The following is an 18,108-nucleotide window of genomic DNA, read 5'->3' as shown; positions in this document are numbered from 1 at the left end:
ACGTAGGTAATTGCGTTTATCTACAAGTTGCACGACATTTCAAGAAGAGTAAGATGATACAATTAATTCAAAAAAGTTGGGCTTCTAAAAAAGAAGTTACCATTGAGGATGATGGTTTGCTCATAAAAACAAAGGATATTAGGGAAGACCTTGAGTACAGAATCAGGTTTGAAGAACTTGGTTTTGATATAATCAAAAAGAGGGTTAAATCAGCAAACATTCCTTTTTACATCTTTTTAGTATTCGACTTACTTTACATTGGACTGATAATAAGTTCTATCATCGATAAAGAGCCATTTTCGCAGCAACTGTTTTGGGTTGGAGCTTTGGGATTCTTTTCAATTATGACTGTTATGTCTTTTTATAGTAGAAACAAAGATGTTATCTACTTGACGGGTGGTCAAAAGGCTTTGGAATTATTAGCAGTGAAGCCCGATAAAGAATCAGTATCCTCTTTCATCGAGGCGATTCACAATGCTATGCGACTTCATTATAAAAATAAATACACAAGTTTTGACACAGATACACCTTACGAGGTAAAGCAAGGTCACCTAAGCTGGCTCAAAGAAATCAAAGCTATTAATAGTACTGAGTATGAAGAACTATTAAAAGAATCAAAGACAGAGAATATAATCGGTTATAAAAGGCCTAACTGGGATGAATAAAAGCGACGTGCAACAAAGTTTATACACTATGCTTCGGCTGATGGCCTCTCACAAGGTATACACGAACACCGTTACCTGCTAAAAACACTATTTATAAAAAGATAACAATCTTACTCCACTCAACCCCAACTCCCTTGGAAGGACTCTTCATCACCGCCATCGACCTCACCGGAACTTTCGCCTTTGCCATAAGCGGCATCAGGCTGGCTTCGGGTAAGAACATCGACTGGTTCGGGGCGTACATCATCGGTTTGGTTACAGCCATTGGCGGTGGCACCACCCGTGATTTGCTGCTGGGTGTGACGCCTTTCTGGATGCTGGACGGTATGTATTTCCTCACAACCGGCATCGCCCTTTTGGCGGCTCTGCTGTTTCAAGACAGAATTTTTAGACTGGCAGGAACCCTGTTTCTCTTCGACGCCATCGGACTTGGGTTGTTCACGGTGGTGGGCATCAGCAAAAGCCTGGATGCGCAACTGCCGTTCTGGGTGGCGATCGTAATGGGGACCATCACAGGCTCTGTTGGAGGTTTGATCCGGGATGTGCTGTTAAACGAAGTGCCGCTTCTGTTACGCAGAAATATTTATGCGCTGGCCTGTGTGGCGGGTGGACTTGTTTATTTCCTGTGCACTCAGCTCAACCTTTCCACGAGCGTAACTGAACTGATGGCTGCATCGGTTGTGATACTGGTGCGTGTAGTAGCCGAGAAGTTTAAGATCCATTTGCCGGTGATGAGCCCTGTAAAAGACGAGGACAGAAACGAACCCGATAAACCTTAATACCAAGCATGTCCCTTACTATTCGCCCCATTCAGCCATCCAACAATGCGCTGCTGGCCACTTTGATCCGAAAGGTTTTCCGTGAGTTTAAGATCGACAAGCCCGGCACGGTGTATACTGACCCGACCACCGACGCCTTGTACGAACTGTTTCAGCAACCCGGCAGCGCCTACTTTGTGGCAGAAGAAAATGGCGTCATCATCGGTGGCTGCGGCGTATACCCTACCGAGGGCCTGCCAGCGGGCTGTGCCGAGCTGGTGAAGTTTTACCTCGCCGCCGAAGCCAGAGGGAAGGGCATTGGTAACCGACTCATGCAGCAAAGTATAGCAGCCGCACGGGAGCTTGGCTATACCCAGCTATACCTGGAATCTTTCCCCGAACTGGCCAAAGCCGTATCTATGTATGAGAAAGCAGGCTTCAGGCCCATCGCACATGCCTTGGGTAACTCGGGCCACTACGCCTGCAACATCTGGATGCTGAAAGACCTATGAACGTAGAACAAGCCTACAACAGTTGGGCCGCGCAGTACGACACCAACAAGAACCGAACCCGCGATCTGGAGGCCGTGGGCTTACGGGCTACACTGGCTGATGTGCTCTTTGAGGCATGCCTTGAAATAGGCTGCGGCACAGGCAAAAATACGGAGTGGCTGGTGCGCAAGGCCATGCACGTTACGGCAGTGGATCTATCCTCTGAAATGCTGGAACGGGCCCGAAAGAAAGTGAGCTCCAACAAGGTTGTGTTCCAACAAGCCGATATCACTCAGCCCTGGCAATTCGCCACGCAGGTATACGACCTTGTTACTTTCAGCCTTGTGCTGGAACATATCTTAAAACTGGATTTTATCTTCGAGCAAACGGCAGCTGCCCTTAAGCCTGGAGGCTATGTCTACATCGGCGAACTGCATCCTTTCAAGCAATACACCGGCACCAGGGCCCGCTTCGACACAGATGAAGGGCGGCAGGAGGTGGCATGCTATACCCACCACATATCGGAGTTTACGCAGATCGCAAAAAAGCATGGCTTGAAGCTGATCGATCTGAACGAATATTTTGACGACGGCGACCGCACAGGTATACCACGTATCCTGACTCTCCTTTTGCAGAAGGTATAGAAAACCCTACTTTTATACACTCAGAACCTGTCATCGATACATGAAAATACTTTTAGCCATAGGAGCAGGGAGTTTTATTGGGGGCATACTACGCTACCTGCTCACCCTGTTTGTTCAAACCCGTGCTACCATTGCTTTTCCGTTTGGGACCCTGGCCGTAAACCTGGTTGGCTGCTTTTTGATGGGATTACTCTTTGCGCTGCTTTCCAAAAGCTCGGTGGGTCCTGAGTGGCGCCTTTTCCTGGTGACTGGCGTGTTGGGTGGTTTTACTACTTTCTCCGCTTTTTCACTGGAGTCTGTTCACATGCTGCAGGCAGCGCAGTACGGGCATGCGATAGCATATATTCTGGCAAGTGTGCTACTGGGATTGCTGGCTACCTTTGCAGGTATAGGCCTGGTCAAGTTGTTGTAGCAGACTAACCTAGCAGGCCTTCCATACTTCTGAAGACCGATACCATCGCCGTTCCTCTTTCCGACAGGGTATACTCGATATGCAGTGGCTTTTCCTGTACCACGGTTTTCACCAGAATATCCGCTTCCTCCATTTCTTTCAGTGCCGTAGCCACCGACTGCTTGTTAGAGCCTGGCAGCTGGCGCAGCAGCCTGTTAAAGCGCACCGGCTCATCCAGAGCCAGTCTGAAAATCTGTGGCTTCCACTTACCCGACAACTGCTTTAAAATGTTTTCGGCAGGGCAGCTCGCCTCCTCCTGTGGTAAATTGTTGGTAGTCATGTTTTCTTGACTAATTGACTCTTCTGAATTATAGGCTGACCTTTGTAAAGGTAGTTAAATCAGGACTGGTAGATAAGGCTAACAGGCCTGCATTTACAAAGTTTAACGAAAATGGATAGACCATGGAGACAAAACCGATGCATTGTGATATAGAAACCGGCATTTGTGAAATTCCGGTGACACGAGAAAACTCAGAAGATACAAATATTGCGGCGACCAGGAAACCGATCAAACTGCTGTACTTCACCGACCCGATCTGCTCCTCGTGCTGGGGCATCGATCCGCAACTGAAGAAAATGGCACTGGAATATGGGGCCTACTTTGAAGTAGAGTACCGCATGGGAGGTTTGTTGCAGAGTTGGGAAACCTACGGCGGTCGCGACGTGAACGGACCGAAGAGTGTAGCCAGACACTGGGAAGAAGCCGGTGCTCACTATGAAATGCCTATAGACGGTGACCTGTGGCTGGAAGACCCGCTGCCATCGTCTTATCCACCTTCCATCGCCTTCAAAGCGGCCCAACTGCAAGGTCAAGAAAAAGCCGGCAAGTTTTTAAGAAGAATTAAGGAGATGGTTTTTCTGGAAAAGAAGAACATCGCCCGATGGGAAAACCTGGCGCTTGCAGCTGAGCAAGCTGGTCTGAATGTGGTGCAGTTTAAAGCTGATTCTGAGGGCAAGGCAGTCGCGCTGTTTCAAAAGGATCTGGCGCTGGCGCGTCAGCTGGGGGTGAGAGGCTTTCCAACCATCTTTGTGACTGATGCAGAGGACAACCGCATTCTGGTGTACGGCTCCCGCCCTTACGAGTACTACGAACAGGCGTTGCTTCAGCTACATCCCAAAGCAAAAAAGCAGGAATACGATAAGGTCTATACCTCACTCTTTGGTAAGTATAGCACCCTTACAACCAGGGAGTATGCCGTGGTCGCAGGTATGAAAACTACGGAGGCTGAAGCACATCTGCAGGAGCTACACGCAGCAGGCAAGATCGGGAAGTACGCTTCTAAGAATGGCGCTTTGTGGATGAAACTGTAAGCTGGTTTTGTCCAGGTATGAACCCCACAGCCCTGGCACTTGCCGGGACTTCGTGTTTTACTAGAGTAGGTATACCTTCACTACTTAGGCCGTTCCAGCAAAAGGTATAGCCCTGCCTGTTCGTTTTCCGTAAACCCCATACCTGCCCCGGCAGGTATAAACTCACCTTAGTATGACGGAAAAACAGCAAAACGAGATAAAAGTCGTGGTATTCGACCTGAACGGCACCTTCTATAACAAGAGCTCCAAAGAAGAGTTCTTCAAGTTCATCAGCAAGAAGAAGCCACACAAACTGGCCTATTATTTCCAGATGATCTATTACAAAGTGCTTCTCAAGCTGCACCAGATCCGGATGACGGAGTTCAAAGAAAACTTCTTCAACTACCTCGACAACATCCCTCCCAAACAGGTAGAGCAGTACGCCCGTGAGTTCTGGCAACAAGAGTTTCCCGACGAGTTCAATGAAGAGATAAAAGCCAAACTGGACAGGTACAAGAAGGAAGGTATTCAGGTCATCTGCGCCACCGGAGCATTGGAGGTATACGTGAAGCCATTGTTCGAGCTATACCCGGTTGATCTTTTTTTCGGAACACAAACCAGGTATAACGGAGAAACCTATATAGTGGAGGGGAAAGCCTGCAAGGACGAAGAAAAGATCAAGCGTCTGGATAAGCACTTCAATGGGAAGCCTTACAGAATTGTGGAAGCCTATTCCGATAATAAAGAAAATATACTGGACGAGGCTGATCGGGCCTGGCTTGTGAAAGATGATGGAAAACTTGTGCGCCTTTGACCTGCTCCAAAACAAAAAGCCCCGGCTACTGCCAGGGCTTTTCTATAATCAGGTTATTTAAAGCTTAGTGCTTTGCAAGGTAGTTAGATACGCCTTCTTTTGTAGCGCTCATGGCTTCTTTACCTTCAGACCAGTTGGCTGGGCAAACTTCGCCTTTCTGCTCAAAATACTGCAGGGCATCTACCATACGCAGGGCCTCGTTGATAGAACGGCCAAGCGGAAGGTCGTTTACCACCTGGTGACGAACAACACCTTCTTTGTCGATCAGGAACAGACCGCGGTAAGCAACCGGCTCGCCTACGAAGATAGCTTCGCCTTCTTCGTTGTAGTCGTAGTGACCAGCCAGCACGTCGAAGTTCTGAGCGATCGTCTTAGCAGCGTCAGCTACCAGCGGGTACTCAACACCCTCGATACCACCTTGGTTACGTGGCGTGTTCAACCATGCGAAGTGAGAAAAATGCGTGTCGGTAGAGCAACCCACTACGGCTACGTTCTTACGCTCGAACTCTTCCATTCTGTCCTGGAACGCGATGATCTCGGTAGGGCAAACGAAAGTAAAGTCCATTGGGTAGAAATAGAAAACAACGTGCTTCTTACCGATGTACTGGTCAAGAGAGAAGTCTTCTACGAACTCGCCGTTAACTACTGCTGTAGCTTTGAAAGAAGGTGCTTTTTTACCTACTAATACTGCCATTTTGTTTTGTTTTATTGGGTTTTGAAATAATCTATTTAGGTACTCGTGTAATACTAATCTTTTTGTCGGGCTCCACTTTGCATCCTGTCAACTGCACCGAAAAGCCTTTGATTTCGAAGTTCTCGAGCTTTCGCTCACTGAAGAATTTGAGCAGCAACTGCTCCAACTCTTCGTCCTCAAAATCGACGATCTCCTTGGTCTTGCTACAGTAGATGTGGCTGTGCGTCATCGTATTGGAGTCATAACGCTTGCTGCCCTGTTCTGACACCACCCGTCGCAACATACCTGTCTCGGTAAAGGTATCCAGTGTTTTATAAACCGTGCCCAGCGAAATCGTCGGGTTAGCCGGTCGTAGCCGCTGAAAGATATCCTCTGCCGTCGGGTGCGACCCGTGCAACTCTGTTACCGCTTCGAGCACAACAATGCGCTGGTGCGTGGCCTTTAGGCCGCACTCAATCAGGCTTTGTCGTATTTCGTCTCGGGTCAGGTGTTGCATACTGCAGATAAGAATGATTCTTAACTAGGAATAGTTCCGCAAAGGTATAGCTTCTCTTTAAGAATTAAAAGTGAACAGTTAAAAGTTGTTTGTGAATGGGGGAACTTTGAGAGTTAAAGAAGTTTGGGAGTTGAGGAGTTTAAGAATTGCATGAGTGTTAATTATCAGGTACTTGTAGGCACAGGTCGCGACCTGTCCGAATCGTGTGCTGGCTATACCTGTTGTGCCCTCGCTCGCGTCCCGCGAGTGTGAGCTGTATAGCGGACTCTGCTACTGGTGTTCGTACCACCGGCGCGCCACCAAATCACTCATCCTTCCAGGACGCGAGCGAGGGCAATGAAATTGTCATTTCGAACGCAATGAGAAATCTGAAGTGTGCCGATGCTTTATCAGATTTCTCACTGTGTTCGAAATGACAAGTGGAGTTTAGATCCTAAACTCTCAAACTTATAAACTCCTAAACTTAAATTACCGTCCTTTAAATTCCGGCTTGCGCTTCTCTACAAAGGCGTTCATGCCTTCGGTTTGGTCTTCGGAGGCGAAGCAGAGGTAGAAGTTCTTGCGCTCGAAGTGCAGGCCTTCGTCGAGGTTGGTTTCGAAAGAGCGGTTCACAGATTCCTTCGCAAGCTTGGCAGCTACCGGCGACATCTGGGCAACCTCACCAGCAAGTTTAAAAGCTTCTTCCAGGTATAGCTCCACCGGCACCACACGGTTGATTAAGCCATGCTTCTCAGCTTCGTCGGCACTCATGAACTTGCCGGTTAGTACCATTTCCATAGCTTTGGCTTTGCCGATGGCTTTGGTTAGGCGCTGTGTACCGCCTGCGCCCGGCATTACCCCGATCTTGATCTCTGGTTGTCCAAACTGCGCTGTTTCCGAAGCCACGATCATGTCGCAGGTCATGGCCAGTTCGCAGCCACCACCCAGTGCAAAACCGGATACTGCCGCAATGATGGGCTTCTTGGTTTTGCGAATCTGATCCCAGGTGGAGAACTGGTCGATGTTGAGCATGTCGATCGCCGTTTTACCAGCCATTTGCTTGATGTCAGCGCCGGCGGCAAAAGCACGTTCGTTTCCTGTAATGATGATGGCACGCACGTCGTCGTTATCGTCCAGTTCTTTCAGGGCATCCCGCAGTTCGCCCATCAGTTGCAGGTTCAGGGCATTGAGTTCTTTGGGGCGGTTCAGCTGGATAAGGGCCACGTGCGGACGGGCCTGTGGGGTAACAAGTATAAATTCCATAGTTTAGTCGTATTAGTTTCGGACTAAGTTACGGCTTTTAAGGAAATCGGGAAAAGGGCAGGGAGCAGTTACCTGCACACTACCTGAAACGTCGTACGGGTGCGCTGTTCTAACAGTACCTCCTTGCCTTTGGTAATTTCCTGTATACTATCGTTGTCGTAATTCTTGACCGTAAAGAGCTGCAGCCCTGTATTGTAATGGATCGTGAACTGATCTTTCAAAGTATCCAGTAGCTTCTGGAGACGCTCATCGTTATAATCAGTACAGATTGAAAACGAAATGGCCGAGTTCTGCATCAGGTTGATCTTGAGGCGCAGCTCCGAAAGGGCATTGAAAATAGTGCCCAGGTTTTTCTCGCTGATAAAAGTAAAATCCTTGGCGCTGAACGACACAAGGCACTGGTCGTCTTTCACAATAAATGCCGGAGCCAGTTTCTCGAAACGGCAATCGCAGATCTTGGTACCTTCCGCTGTGGGGTCCAGAAAAGACTTCACGTAAAGCGGGATTGACTTATTGGCCAGTGGCTTGATCGTCTTCGGGTGAATCACGGAAGCACCGTAGTATGCCATTTCGACTGTCTCCTGGTAGTCCAACTCGCGGTAGCGCACGGTATTCGCAAAACGCTTTGGATCAGCGTTGAGTAGACCGGCTACGTCTTTCCAGATATAAAGTCCTGCTGCATCGAGGCAGTAAGCAAAGATAGCACCGCTGAAGTCGGATCCCTCGCGGCCAAGGGTAGTGGTGAGGCCGTTGTTGGTGCCGCCCAGGAAGCCCTGCGTCACGATAATTTGTTGCGCCAGTATACCTGGCAAATCACGCTTGATCACGCGCTCCGTCCAAGGCCAGTCCACGCGGGCTTCACGCCAGGTGTTGTCTGTCTGAATATATTTCCGGCTGTCCACCCAGGTGCTGGCTATACCTTGTTCCTGCAAAAAATAATGTACTATAACAGAAGATATTAGCTCGCCAAAACTCACTACCTGGTCATAGCCTTTGTCGTAATCAGAGGCTGACTGGCCTTTGGCAGACTGCAGTACCTGCTGCAATTGAGCGAACAGATGTTCGAGTCGTTCGTATACAGGGTGTTCCCGGTTCGGAAAAAGCTCATGAACAATAGATAGATGGTATTGGCGGCTCTGGTGCAGCGCGTCATGGAAGTCCTGCCCCGCAGCGGCCAGGCCATATACCTGTTCCAGGGCATTGGTCGTTTTGCCCATAGCGGACACGACCAGAAGCAGTTCTTTTTCGCCGCCCTGCGCAGATACAATGTGAGCCAGATTTTGCAGTGCAACGGCATCTTTTACAGAAGCGCCACCAAACTTAAATACTTTCATCAATTGAGACTATTGCTGCGTAAATGTAAGTATCCTTCGGTTATGTTTCAAAATATCATATTTTTGTAGCTATATATTTAAATTTCACCATAATGAATGACAAACTAGCGCTTCCTGTCGGCACCACGCTTGACAGGTTTATCATGAGAAAGCAGGAGGACTTCCCTTTTGCGACCGGAGAACTTTCGCAGTTGCTACGCGACATCGCCCTGGCAGCCAAGATTGTGAACCGTGAAATTAACCGTGCCGGCCTGATCGATGTGACAGGTGCCTACGGTCAGCAGAATGTGCAGGGAGAAGAACAACAGAAACTCGACGTGATCGCCAACATCCGCTTCATACGCGCCCTTCGTAACGGAGGCGAGGTGTGTGCGATCATTTCAGAAGAAGAGGACGAAATCATTCATACAGGCAACCTCAAAGGCAAGTATATTGTGGCCATCGACCCGTTGGACGGCTCTTCCAACATCGACGTGAACGTGTCTATCGGTACCATCTTCTCGATTTACCGCCGTGTGTCTGAGGTAGGCACAGAAGGTACAATGGAAGACTGCATGCAGAACGGCACACACCAGATCGCAGCTGGCTATGTAGTGTATGGCTCGTCTACGATGCTGGTATACACGACAGGTCATGGCGTGAACGGCTTTACGTATGAGCCATCGTTGGGTGAGTTTTTCCTGTCGCACCCAAACATGTGCACCCCAAAAACAGGCACGATCTACTCTTGCAACGAGGGTGGCTACAACAGCTTTCCGGAAGGCATCAAAAACTACCTGAGCTATTGCAAAGAAAATGGTTATTCAGGCCGCTACATCGGTTCGCTGGTGTCTGACTTCCACCGTAACCTGATCAAGGGCGGAGTATACATTTATCCTTCTACAGCAAAAGCGCCTAATGGCAAGTTACGCCTGCTGTACGAGTGCAACGCCCTGGCTTTCATTGCAGAGCAGGCAGGTGGCAAAGCTTCTAACGGTAAAGGCCGCATCATGGAGATGGAGCCAACTGAGCTGCACCAGCGCTCTCCACTGATCATCGGATCTGCCGAAATGGTGGACAAGGTGGAGGAGTTTATGAAAGCGGAGGTAAAAAAAACTGAAGCGGTAACAGCTAACTAATTCTGACTATAGCGGAAGCGGATCTGCGCTTTAAGCAGCTCCCGCTCCACAATCAAACGGGCTATGTTTTCGGCTACTTCATCTTCGGAGGCCGCGAGCATAGCCTGTTTTACTTTACGCTCCTCCACATCGATGCGGTAAAGTATATGCAGGAGTTGGTTCAGGTTATGCCGGAGCAGGTATAGCACCATGCGGGACACCTCCTGTATTAAGTCGTTTTCCTGGGTAGGCAGCCGGTGCTCTGATTCAAACACCCGTTGCAGCTGTCGTGCGGCACTTGCAAGTAGGGCAGGAGAGTAAGTCATAGCTGTAAGCGTAAGGTATAGTGACCTGTCCTAAAATAGGTTGACAGGTTTTACAATGATTTTAGAGAACCTGTGAGCAGCTGCTCACAGGTTTTTTCATGTACCTGCTGTGGAGTGAGCATTTTCAGGCTCAGGTGAGGCCTTCGGGTATTGTAGCTTTCCACAGCCTGCTTTACGAGCAACTCCAGTTCCTGTCTGGTATTGCAGGGGTAAATCAAGAATTCTTCTTTGAGTATGCCGTTCATGCGCTCGGCCAATGCATTCTGGTAGCAGTCATAGCCATCGGTCATCGAGCAGCTCACCTGATGTTTCCTCAGGATCTGCTGGTAGTGCTCAGAGCAGTACTGCAGCCCGCGATCCGAATGGTGGATGAGTGGCAGGCTCGTTGAGCGCCCCTTGATGGCCATCTTCAGGGCCCTGCCCACACTCTCGGCGCTCAGGTCATCGCTTAGGGCGTAGCCCATGATGCGGCGGCTGAAGGCATCGGTGACCAGCGACAGGTAATGGGTGCGCTGCCGGCTTTTGACATACGTGATGTCGGAGACAAAGACCTGCTCTGAGCGCTCCACGGCCAGCTGCTTTACCAGGTTGGGATACTTTCTAAGCCAGTGTTTGGAGTTGGTGGTCCTGGTGTAGCAGCGGCGGGGGGAGATCAGCAGGTTCTCGGCCCGCAGATAGGCAAACAGGCCATCCCGGCCCAGCTTGATGCCCTGCTCCTGCAACCTGCCCGAGAGCAGGTAGTGCAGCTTGCGGGCACCCACACGGGGCAGCTGCCGGCGCACCTGTTGCACCAGCTCCCGCACAGGAGCCAGCTGGGCTGCCCGCCTCTTCTGCCGCGCTCTTAGCTGGTAGAGCGACTGCCTGCTGCACCCGAACAAAGAAGAGAGACGCGCCAGGCTCACGCCCCTCTCTTGCTGGAAGATCCACATTGTCCGGGTAAGGGCTTTTTTGCCAGCCTGTGGCCTACCTGTTGCTCGATGGTTTGAATGGTCTTCTCCAGCACCTGGTTCTTGAGGCGCTCATCGGAGAGCTCGCGCTCCAGGCGCTTGATCTTCTGGGCTGGGGTTTCGGCTTTCATCATGCGAGTGTGTATACCGGGATAACGCCAATCCAGCCGGCCGTGTTTTCTGAGCCACACCAAAACCGTTGAGCGCCCCTGGATTCCGTAATGGCGCTGGGCCTGCTTGTAAGTCATCTCGCCTTCTTCAACCTGCCTTACAACGGCCAGTTTAAAGCCTAGCGGGTAGTCCCGACTCGTACGCCTGCTGCCCCCTGCTGCTTCTTTTCCTTTCATAAGTCTAAATAGTGTCAACTTATTTCAGGACGAGTCATAGCGATAAAAAAAAGCCCTCCTGTCCGGAGGGCTTTTCTATGGCTAGGATTTTACTTCTTGGTTTTCTTTGCCTTTGATTCAGCCTTTTCTTCTGTTTCAGCTTCTTCGCCGCTTTCGGCTGAGGCAGCTTCTCCGTCTGCTGTAAAACCAATGTGCTGGTTCACAATGCTATACCAGGCCGCGAGCTTTTTCATGTCAGATATATACACGCGGTCTTCGTCATAGTCAGGCAGTACGTCCGACATAAAGCTCTTCAACTCCTCGTCAGAAGGCTTGTCGCCGAAAGGCAGCTCCCCGTTGTATTTCTGGTGGATGCGGTCCATCACATCAGCCAGGGGCACGGTTGCTTCCTCGTCGTTGGTGTAGATCGAGATTTCGTCCAGCAGCGACATGCGGTGACGCGCCTGGGCTACCATGCGGGTAGGCTTGTCAGAAAGGCTCTCTACGATTACGCCATTGCGTGTTGGCTTTACGATGCGGTAAAGTCCGCTCATGCCGGCAATGGCTGCAACTTGTCTTAAATCAATAGGCATAATCAGGTATAAAAACTGTTGGTTATAGTTTAAACATTATGGGCACACTGGCCACCATGCCGAAGCCGGGGCCGGGTGCCTTGAATTTCAGCATCTTGGCAATGCGCATGGCTTCCTCTCCGGTGCCTGCGCCTGCATTTTTCAGCACTCTGAAGCCTGAGGTGGAGCCGTCTTCATTCAGAGTGAAGCCGATGATGCACTCGCCCTGCACCCGATTTTTGCGGGCCAACGCCGGGTACTGTATCTGCTTGTCGATGAACTTGTACATGGCCTCCTGGCCACCTTTGTAGTACTCCGCCACAGGTATAGACTTGGACGGCATCCATACTTCCTTCTCCGTTGCCGTGTCGGCTGATTGAGCAGAAGCGGCAAAGGTCATAAAGGCAAATAAAAGAAACAAAATTGAGATTCTACTTTTCATAAGGGTAAAGAATTTAAGTTTGAGTTGGTGCACACCTGGCAAGTCTTCCCCCAAACCGCATACCCTGTGGCAATTAGTATTGCACCTGTGCGTTTACCTCTTCTATAAATTGAAGGATCTCTTCGCGACCTGTTCTTTTTTCAGCAGAGGTTTTGAACATGCGGGGAAGTTCATCCCAGGTTTCCTGCATCTTACGGGCATACGCGGCTATGGTTGAGTCGGTCTTGGTGGCTGACTGCTTGTCGGTTTTGGTGAACACGATCACAAAAGGAACGCCGAGTTCGCCCAGATGTTGCATAAAGTCGAGGTCAACCTTCATGGGCTCATGACGCGAGTCTATAAGCACAAACACACAGGTAAGGTTTTCCCGCTTCTGCATGTAGTAGTTGATCATCTTTCGCCATTGCTCCCGCGACTCCTTGCTCACTTTGGCATAGCCGTAGCCTGGCAAATCGACCAGGTACCACTGGTCATTGATCAGAAAATGGTTTATGAGCTGTGTTTTGCCCGGAGACTGGGAGGTCTTGGCCAACCCTTTTTGCTCGGTAAGCATGTTGATGAGCGAGGACTTGCCCACATTGGAGCGGCCGATAAAGGCATACTCCGGTTTGTTAGGTTCCGGGCATAAGTCAACCCGGGTATTACTTATTAAAAATTTTGCTTCTTTGATAACCATGCAGTTGCTAGCTTAAGTCACCAAGCCTATAGTTGACTTGCTGATGTGGCAATTATAATTTACGATGTGCGGAGTGCCCGGGATATGAGCACATAGCTTATTTGTCAAAATTACTATTATTTTGGCAAACTTAATTTGAGTCAGCCTGTAGCGCGGGCTTCACAGATGGGGAGAGGGTATCTAAGTTAGATGAAAACTAAAATCGTTTTAATAAATAATCAAGAAAGCTATATAGTTTATATGTATATTTTAATATATTTGCTCTCTGTTCTTGAATTGGGTTACTGTGTCAGTATATAAAAATAGATATTAGTGTATCTATTATAGCGATAGTAGCGTAAGGGGGAAGTTGTTGGGATGTGGGAAGGAAAGAAAATAACACAATAGAATAAAGGAAGTAAACCGCCGGTATTCCAAATCAATTGGGCGGAGAGACCTTTACTACGTTTTTCAAGAAAAGATTAACACATATTTCCATACAATCAATAAGTATAACAAACCCTTTACAGCATGAATAATTTAGCCAAATTATTTTCACGGCTTTCATTAGCGCTGGCGGTTACCTGTGTGAGTGCTTACACAGTAGATGCCCAGAGCAACAGAAAGCTGGTACGGACTGGAAACAAATTTTTTGACCGTGAAAACTACCGCGCTGCCCTGCCATATTATGAGCAAGTGCTGGCCAATGATCCAAACAACGCTGAAGCCCTCTACTTTGCGGGTATCAGCTACATGACTTTCGATAAGGAGAAAGCAGCAGAATACATCAACAAAGCACAGTCTGTAAAGCCTAACGTTGATCGTGATATTGAATACTGGCTGGGCCGTATCAACCACATCAACTACCGTTTCGACGATGCCATCAAGCATTACCAGGCGTATATCCCGAATATTCGTAAGCGTGATGACTGGCGTCGTGAGGAAGTGTCCATGCTGATCCAGCAGAGCCGCAACGCACAGAAAGAGGTTGCTAACCCGAAAGACATCTTTGTGAAGAACCTGGGTGGGGTGGTGAACTCTGAGTTTTCTGAGCACAGCCCGGTGATCTCTTCTGACGACAATTACCTGCTTTTCACTTCACGCAGTGCCGGTAACAACCAGAGTGGCTCCAAAGCTTCTGATGGTGAGTATTTTGAGGATATCTACGAAACACGCCGTATCCAGGGTGACGAGTGGGAGCAACCACGCTCTATCGCTGGTAACCTGAAGAGCTCAGGCCACGACGCATCTATCCAGCTGTTCGACAACGATACCAAAATGCTGCTGTATCGTTCTGTGAACAACGGTGATATCATGTACTCGGAGCGTCAGGCGGATGGTTCATGGGGCGATGCCAAGAGCATTGGTTCTAACATCAACACAGCCGACTTTGAGTCTGATGCTTTCATTACACCAGACAACCAGCGCCTGTATTTCTCAACCAGCCATTACTCTGAAGACGGTGACCTGGACATTTACGTGTCGCAGCGTCAGCGCAACGGTGAGTGGGGCAAGCCACGCAGCGTAGGTGCCGCTATCAACACCAAGTTTGACGACGACAGCCCGTATATGGCTGCTGACGGTTCGTTATACTTCGCTTCACGCGGTCACAACTCAATGGGTGGCTATGACATCTTTGTGGCCCGTTATGACTCAGTTGCGAAGCGTTTTGCCCGTCCTGAGAACCTGGGCTACCCGGTAAACACACCAGACGATGACACATACTATCGCTTGAGCCCAGACGGAAGCTATGCTTACCTGTCTTCTTACCGCATCGGTGGTTACGGTGAAAAGGATATCTACACCATCAACTACATCCGTGCTGCCCGTGTGACGGGTCGTGTGTATGCTTCTAACGACAGCCTGGCTATACCTGGCCTGGAGCTTGTGTTCAACGGTCAGCAGGCTGACAAGCGTCCGATCTCTTACCGTGACGTAACCAAGCAGGAAGATGGTCTGTACGACCTGCGTGTTCTCTCTGGTCGTACGTATCAGGTAGAGATCACTAAAGATGGTGAAGTATTAACGACAGAGTCTTTCGAAATGCCAATGGTGCTGAACGATACGACTACGATCGAGCAGAACTTCTACATCGACTTCGGTGATGACACTACGCGTGTAACTTCAGCACCTACGTTGGCAGATAGAGGCACATCTACAGACAAGGCTGCTAGCATGGAGTTCAAGAACATCTACTACGACACCGACAAGTACGAACTGCGTGCTGAGTCTATTCGTGAGCTGGATGCCGTGGCAGCCTTCATGAAAGCCAACCCTAATGTGAATGTAAGCATCGAAGGTCATACTGACTCACGTGCAAGTGAACAATATAACATGACTCTCGGTGAAAACCGTGCTAACGCTGCCTTCGATTACCTGGTGCAGCAGGGCATCTCTCCACGCAGACTGGTAACAGTAAGCTACGGCGAACGCCGTCCTACAGCGCCAAACAACTCTTCTGCTAACATGCAGCTGAACAGAAGAACTGAGTTCAGAATCATCCAGCGCCAGGATACACAGCAGGAAGTGCCTGTAAACTAAGCTGAGCGAACATGCTGAATAAATAAAAAAACAGGCTGGGCACACGCTCAGCCTGTTTTTTTATAATAATGGAACATATACTGTGCATAATAGTTACAGTTACAGTATTTTTGTTCTTTTATTACATAAGCATAACCCATGGCGGTAGTACCCTACAAAGACCAGAATAACGACAAGAAATCGCAGGTTGCGCAGATGTTTGACAACATTGCGGGCAAATACGATTTTCTGAACCACTTCCTGAGTGCTGGCATCGACATCGTTTGGCGCAAAAAGGCCGTGAGCCTGCTCAAAGCCGAGAAGCCGAAGCAAATGCTGGACATAGCCACTGGCACAGCTGACTTTGCGATCGAAGCGCTGAACCTCAATCCTGATAAAATAACAGGAGTTGACATTTCGGAAGGGATGCTGGCTGTGGGACGTGAAAAGCTGAAGCGCAAGGGGCTGACAAATAAGATCGAGCTACGGTATGGTGACTCTGAGAACCTGCCGTTTGAGGATAACAGTTTCGATGCGATCACGGTAGCGTTTGGGGTGCGTAACTTCGAAAACCTGAAGCAGGGCCTGTCAGAGATGCGACGTGTGCTCAAGCCGGGCGGTACAGCCGTGGTGCTGGAGTTTTCCAAGCCACAGAGCTTCCCGATGAAACAGCTGTATCAATTTTATTTTAAGAATATACTACCGATGGTAGGTAAATTCGTTTCTAAGGACCGTGCCGCCTATACCTACCTGCCCGAGTCGGTGCAGGCTTTCCCGGACGGCAGGGAATTCCTGAGTATCTTTGAAGAAGTTGGCTTTAAACAAACAAAATGGCATTCACTCACATTTGGCATCAGCTCCATCTACACCGGCAAAAAATAAGTTTTGCGGTACTTCTTTTTGTTTTGATGGCAGGTACCACGCAGGTACAGGCTCAGAACCAGAAAGTAATGGGCGAAAACAAACCAGGCTATGACGAAAAGCGCATACATTACGGATTTTACCTGGGTATGTCTTATTCGAAGTATTACATTGAGCACTCGCAGGCTTATGTGGATCAGATTACGAACGGCACGAAAGTAAACACGATGAACAGCCTGGGCTTCTATCCTGGCCTGGTGTTGAACGTGCGCCTGTTTGAGTACCTGGATGCCCGTTTCGTGCCTGGTGTGGGCTTCTATGGCCGCAGCATCGATTTTGAAAGAAACGTGGAAGGCGAAGAAGGCGGAAACTTCGATAACACTACGTTTGCCTCCCCGGTGATCGAGCTGCCCTTGTTGCTCAAATACAGAGCGAAACGTCGTGGCAATTTCAGGATGTACATGGTGGGTGGTGTAAAAGCCAGCCGTATGCTGGGGAATACGACCCATACCCAGAATGGTAACCTGCTGCAGGTTAACCGTAATGACTTATCTATTGAGTATGGCGTGGGGCTGGATATCTTTTATCCATTCTTCAAGTTTGCACCTGAACTGCGCTACTCTCACGGACTCATGGACCAGAAAAGTACTGCTGGTGGAGAGTACAGTCCGCTTATAGACAGAATGACTACCCGAAACGTTTCCTTAATCTTCCACTTCGAATAACATGGCACGTATTGCACTTGTAACAGGAGCTACATCAGGTATAGGCCGCGCTACGGCATTTGCTCTGGCCAAAGCAGGCTACCACATCATCGCGACTGGTCGCAGAACAGAGCGCCTGCAAGAGCTAAAAGAGCAGATCACGGAAGTGCCCGTTTATACCCTAGCTTTTGATGTGCGTGATCGTGAGGCCGTGCAAGAGGCTATCAGTAGTCTGCCTGCCGACTGGAAAGGTATAGACGTGCTGGTAAACAACGCTGGCAATGCCCACGGCCTGGCGCCGGTGCAGAGCGGCAACATAGCCGACTGGGACGCCATGCTTGATATCAATGTGAAAGGACTGCTCTACGTAACACACGCTGTGCTTCCACTGATGCTCAACCGCAAGAAGGGCCACATCATCAACATTGGTTCTATTGCCGGCAAAGAGGTGTATGCCAATGGCAATGTGTACTGCGCCTCCAAGTTTGCGGTAGACGCCATCTCCAAAGGAATGCGCATTGACCTGATACAGGAAGGTATAAAAGTATCGGAAGTGAACCCGGGCCTGGTAGAGACGGAGTTCTCGGAGGTGCGCTTCAAAGGCGACAGAGAACGTGCTGCCGGTGTATACCAGGGCTATGAGCCGCTTCGTGCAGATGATATTGCTGACCTGATCACCTTTATGGTGACGCGCCCTGCCCATGTGAACATCGCTGAAGTGCTGATCTTGCCGGCTGCACAGGCATCTGCTACGGTATTGAACAAGCAGCTGTAGCCCT

General features: G+C 49.4%; 22 protein-coding genes. 12 read left to right on the top strand and 10 right to left on the bottom strand.

The window, feature by feature from the left end:
• Nucleotides 1–53: 53 nt before the first annotated feature.
• The 5 genes from BW972_RS00925 to crcB all read left to right on the top strand — a co-directional run bounded on the left by BW972_RS00925 (nucleotide 54) and on the right by crcB (nucleotide 2,970).
• Nucleotides 54–665, top strand: coding sequence for a hypothetical protein (locus BW972_RS00925; protein WP_007655075.1), 612 nt, complete (start codon nucleotides 54–56; stop codon nucleotides 663–665).
• A gap of 134 nt (nucleotides 666–799) precedes the next feature.
• The gene (locus tag BW972_RS00920; RefSeq protein ID WP_007655077.1) at nucleotides 800–1,444 is read left to right on the top strand and encodes a trimeric intracellular cation channel family protein; all 645 of its coding nucleotides are present in this window, start codon (nucleotides 800–802) and stop codon (nucleotides 1,442–1,444) included.
• Nucleotides 1,445–1,452: 8 nt separating this feature from the next.
• Complete coding sequence (locus BW972_RS00915; RefSeq protein WP_076420454.1) at nucleotides 1,453–1,935, top strand: GNAT family N-acetyltransferase; 483 nt, start codon at nucleotides 1,453–1,455, stop codon at nucleotides 1,933–1,935.
• The gene (locus tag BW972_RS00910; RefSeq protein ID WP_076420452.1) at nucleotides 1,932–2,558 is read left to right on the top strand and encodes a class I SAM-dependent methyltransferase; all 627 of its coding nucleotides are present in this window, start codon (nucleotides 1,932–1,934) and stop codon (nucleotides 2,556–2,558) included. Before BW972_RS00915 ends, BW972_RS00910 begins: the two co-directional genes overlap by 4 nt.
• Before the next feature lie 40 nt (nucleotides 2,559–2,598).
• Complete coding sequence (gene crcB, locus BW972_RS00905) at nucleotides 2,599–2,970, top strand: fluoride efflux transporter CrcB (RefSeq protein ID WP_007655081.1); 372 nt, start codon at nucleotides 2,599–2,601, stop codon at nucleotides 2,968–2,970.
• A gap of 4 nt (nucleotides 2,971–2,974) precedes the next feature.
• On the opposite strand, the gene BW972_RS00900 is transcribed toward crcB, so the two are convergent.
• A complete protein-coding gene (locus BW972_RS00900) occupies nucleotides 2,975–3,289 on the bottom strand; it encodes a winged helix-turn-helix transcriptional regulator (protein ID WP_007655082.1) in 315 nt (104 codons plus the stop codon).
• Nucleotides 3,290–3,411: 122 nt separating this feature from the next.
• On the opposite strand from BW972_RS00900, the gene BW972_RS00895 reads away from it, so the two are divergent.
• Both BW972_RS00895 and BW972_RS00890 read left to right on the top strand, forming a co-directional pair.
• Nucleotides 3,412–4,320: a ClpXP adapter SpxH family protein gene (locus tag BW972_RS00895; protein WP_076420450.1), complete on the top strand. Its 909-nt coding sequence runs from the start codon at nucleotides 3,412–3,414 to the stop codon at nucleotides 4,318–4,320.
• Nucleotides 4,321–4,492: 172 nt separating this feature from the next.
• Nucleotides 4,493–5,113 (top strand): HAD family hydrolase, encoded by a 621-nt coding sequence (locus BW972_RS00890; RefSeq protein WP_076420448.1) that lies wholly within the window; start codon nucleotides 4,493–4,495, stop codon nucleotides 5,111–5,113.
• 64 nt (nucleotides 5,114–5,177) lie between these two features.
• Here BW972_RS00890 and BW972_RS00885 read toward each other — a convergent pair whose 3' ends face one another.
• The 4 genes from BW972_RS00885 to BW972_RS00870 form a co-directional block, all read right to left on the bottom strand.
• Complete coding sequence (locus BW972_RS00885; protein WP_076420446.1) at nucleotides 5,178–5,807, bottom strand: peroxiredoxin; 630 nt, start codon at nucleotides 5,805–5,807, stop codon at nucleotides 5,178–5,180.
• Between the two features lie 31 nt (nucleotides 5,808–5,838).
• Nucleotides 5,839–6,303, bottom strand: coding sequence for a Fur family transcriptional regulator (locus tag BW972_RS00880; RefSeq protein WP_007655092.1), 465 nt, complete (start codon nucleotides 6,301–6,303; stop codon nucleotides 5,839–5,841).
• Nucleotides 6,304–6,771: 468 nt separating this feature from the next.
• Complete coding sequence (locus BW972_RS00875) at nucleotides 6,772–7,545, bottom strand: enoyl-CoA hydratase-related protein (RefSeq protein ID WP_007655094.1); 774 nt, start codon at nucleotides 7,543–7,545, stop codon at nucleotides 6,772–6,774.
• Between the two features lie 68 nt (nucleotides 7,546–7,613).
• Nucleotides 7,614–8,879 carry an aspartate kinase gene (locus tag BW972_RS00870; protein WP_076420444.1) on the bottom strand — a complete coding sequence of 422 codons (1,266 nt, stop codon included), beginning with the start codon at nucleotides 8,877–8,879 and terminating at the stop codon, nucleotides 7,614–7,616.
• A 92-nt stretch (nucleotides 8,880–8,971) separates the two neighbouring features.
• On the opposite strand from BW972_RS00870, the gene fbp reads away from it, so the two are divergent.
• Nucleotides 8,972–9,997 carry a class 1 fructose-bisphosphatase gene (fbp, locus tag BW972_RS00865; protein WP_007655100.1) on the top strand — a complete coding sequence of 342 codons (1,026 nt, stop codon included), beginning with the start codon at nucleotides 8,972–8,974 and terminating at the stop codon, nucleotides 9,995–9,997.
• On the opposite strand, the gene BW972_RS00860 is transcribed toward fbp, so the two are convergent.
• From BW972_RS00860 to yihA, 5 genes are all read right to left on the bottom strand, one after another.
• A complete protein-coding gene (locus BW972_RS00860; protein WP_076420441.1) occupies nucleotides 9,994–10,302 on the bottom strand; it encodes a hypothetical protein in 309 nt (102 codons plus the stop codon). The genes fbp and BW972_RS00860 overlap by 4 nt on opposite strands.
• A 50-nt stretch (nucleotides 10,303–10,352) precedes the next feature.
• A protein-coding gene (locus tag BW972_RS00855) for an IS3 family transposase (protein ID WP_234986259.1) occupies nucleotides 10,353–11,596 on the bottom strand; the annotation gives its coding sequence in 2 pieces (ribosomal slippage) (nucleotides 10,353–11,254 and nucleotides 11,254–11,596; 1,245 coding nt in all).
• 89 nt (nucleotides 11,597–11,685) lie between these two features.
• A complete protein-coding gene (locus BW972_RS00845) occupies nucleotides 11,686–12,168 on the bottom strand; it encodes a DUF5606 family protein (protein WP_076420439.1) in 483 nt (160 codons plus the stop codon).
• A gap of 22 nt (nucleotides 12,169–12,190) precedes the next feature.
• Nucleotides 12,191–12,589: an energy transducer TonB gene (locus tag BW972_RS00840; RefSeq protein ID WP_076420437.1), complete on the bottom strand. Its 399-nt coding sequence runs from the start codon at nucleotides 12,587–12,589 to the stop codon at nucleotides 12,191–12,193.
• 73 nt (nucleotides 12,590–12,662) lie between these two features.
• Complete coding sequence (gene yihA / locus BW972_RS00835; RefSeq protein ID WP_007658261.1) at nucleotides 12,663–13,265, bottom strand: ribosome biogenesis GTP-binding protein YihA/YsxC; 603 nt, start codon at nucleotides 13,263–13,265, stop codon at nucleotides 12,663–12,665.
• A gap of 510 nt (nucleotides 13,266–13,775) precedes the next feature.
• Here yihA and BW972_RS00830 point away from each other — a divergent pair.
• The 4 genes from BW972_RS00830 to BW972_RS00815 all read left to right on the top strand — a co-directional run bounded on the left by BW972_RS00830 (nucleotide 13,776) and on the right by BW972_RS00815 (nucleotide 18,104).
• The gene (locus BW972_RS00830) at nucleotides 13,776–15,785 is read left to right on the top strand and encodes an OmpA family protein (RefSeq protein WP_076420435.1); all 2,010 of its coding nucleotides are present in this window, start codon (nucleotides 13,776–13,778) and stop codon (nucleotides 15,783–15,785) included.
• Between the two features lie 138 nt (nucleotides 15,786–15,923).
• Nucleotides 15,924–16,646, top strand: a complete 723-nt coding sequence (gene ubiE / locus BW972_RS00825) for a bifunctional demethylmenaquinone methyltransferase/2-methoxy-6-polyprenyl-1,4-benzoquinol methylase UbiE (protein WP_076420433.1) — start codon at nucleotides 15,924–15,926, stop codon at nucleotides 16,644–16,646.
• Complete coding sequence (gene porT, locus BW972_RS00820) at nucleotides 16,595–17,350, top strand: type IX secretion/gliding motility protein PorT/SprT (protein ID WP_071530885.1); 756 nt, start codon at nucleotides 16,595–16,597, stop codon at nucleotides 17,348–17,350. The genes ubiE and porT overlap by 52 nt, the downstream gene beginning before the upstream one ends.
• Nucleotide 17,351: 1 nt before the next feature.
• The gene (locus tag BW972_RS00815) at nucleotides 17,352–18,104 is read left to right on the top strand and encodes an SDR family NAD(P)-dependent oxidoreductase (RefSeq protein ID WP_076420431.1); all 753 of its coding nucleotides are present in this window, start codon (nucleotides 17,352–17,354) and stop codon (nucleotides 18,102–18,104) included.
• Nucleotides 18,105–18,108 lie beyond the last annotated feature (4 nt).

This window comes from Pontibacter lucknowensis (assembly GCF_900156415.1).
GTDB classification, from domain to species: domain Bacteria; phylum Bacteroidota; class Bacteroidia; order Cytophagales; family Hymenobacteraceae; genus Pontibacter; species Pontibacter lucknowensis.
Note: the sequence above shows the minus strand (reverse complement) of the source record. Positions and strands in the feature narration are given on the sequence as shown.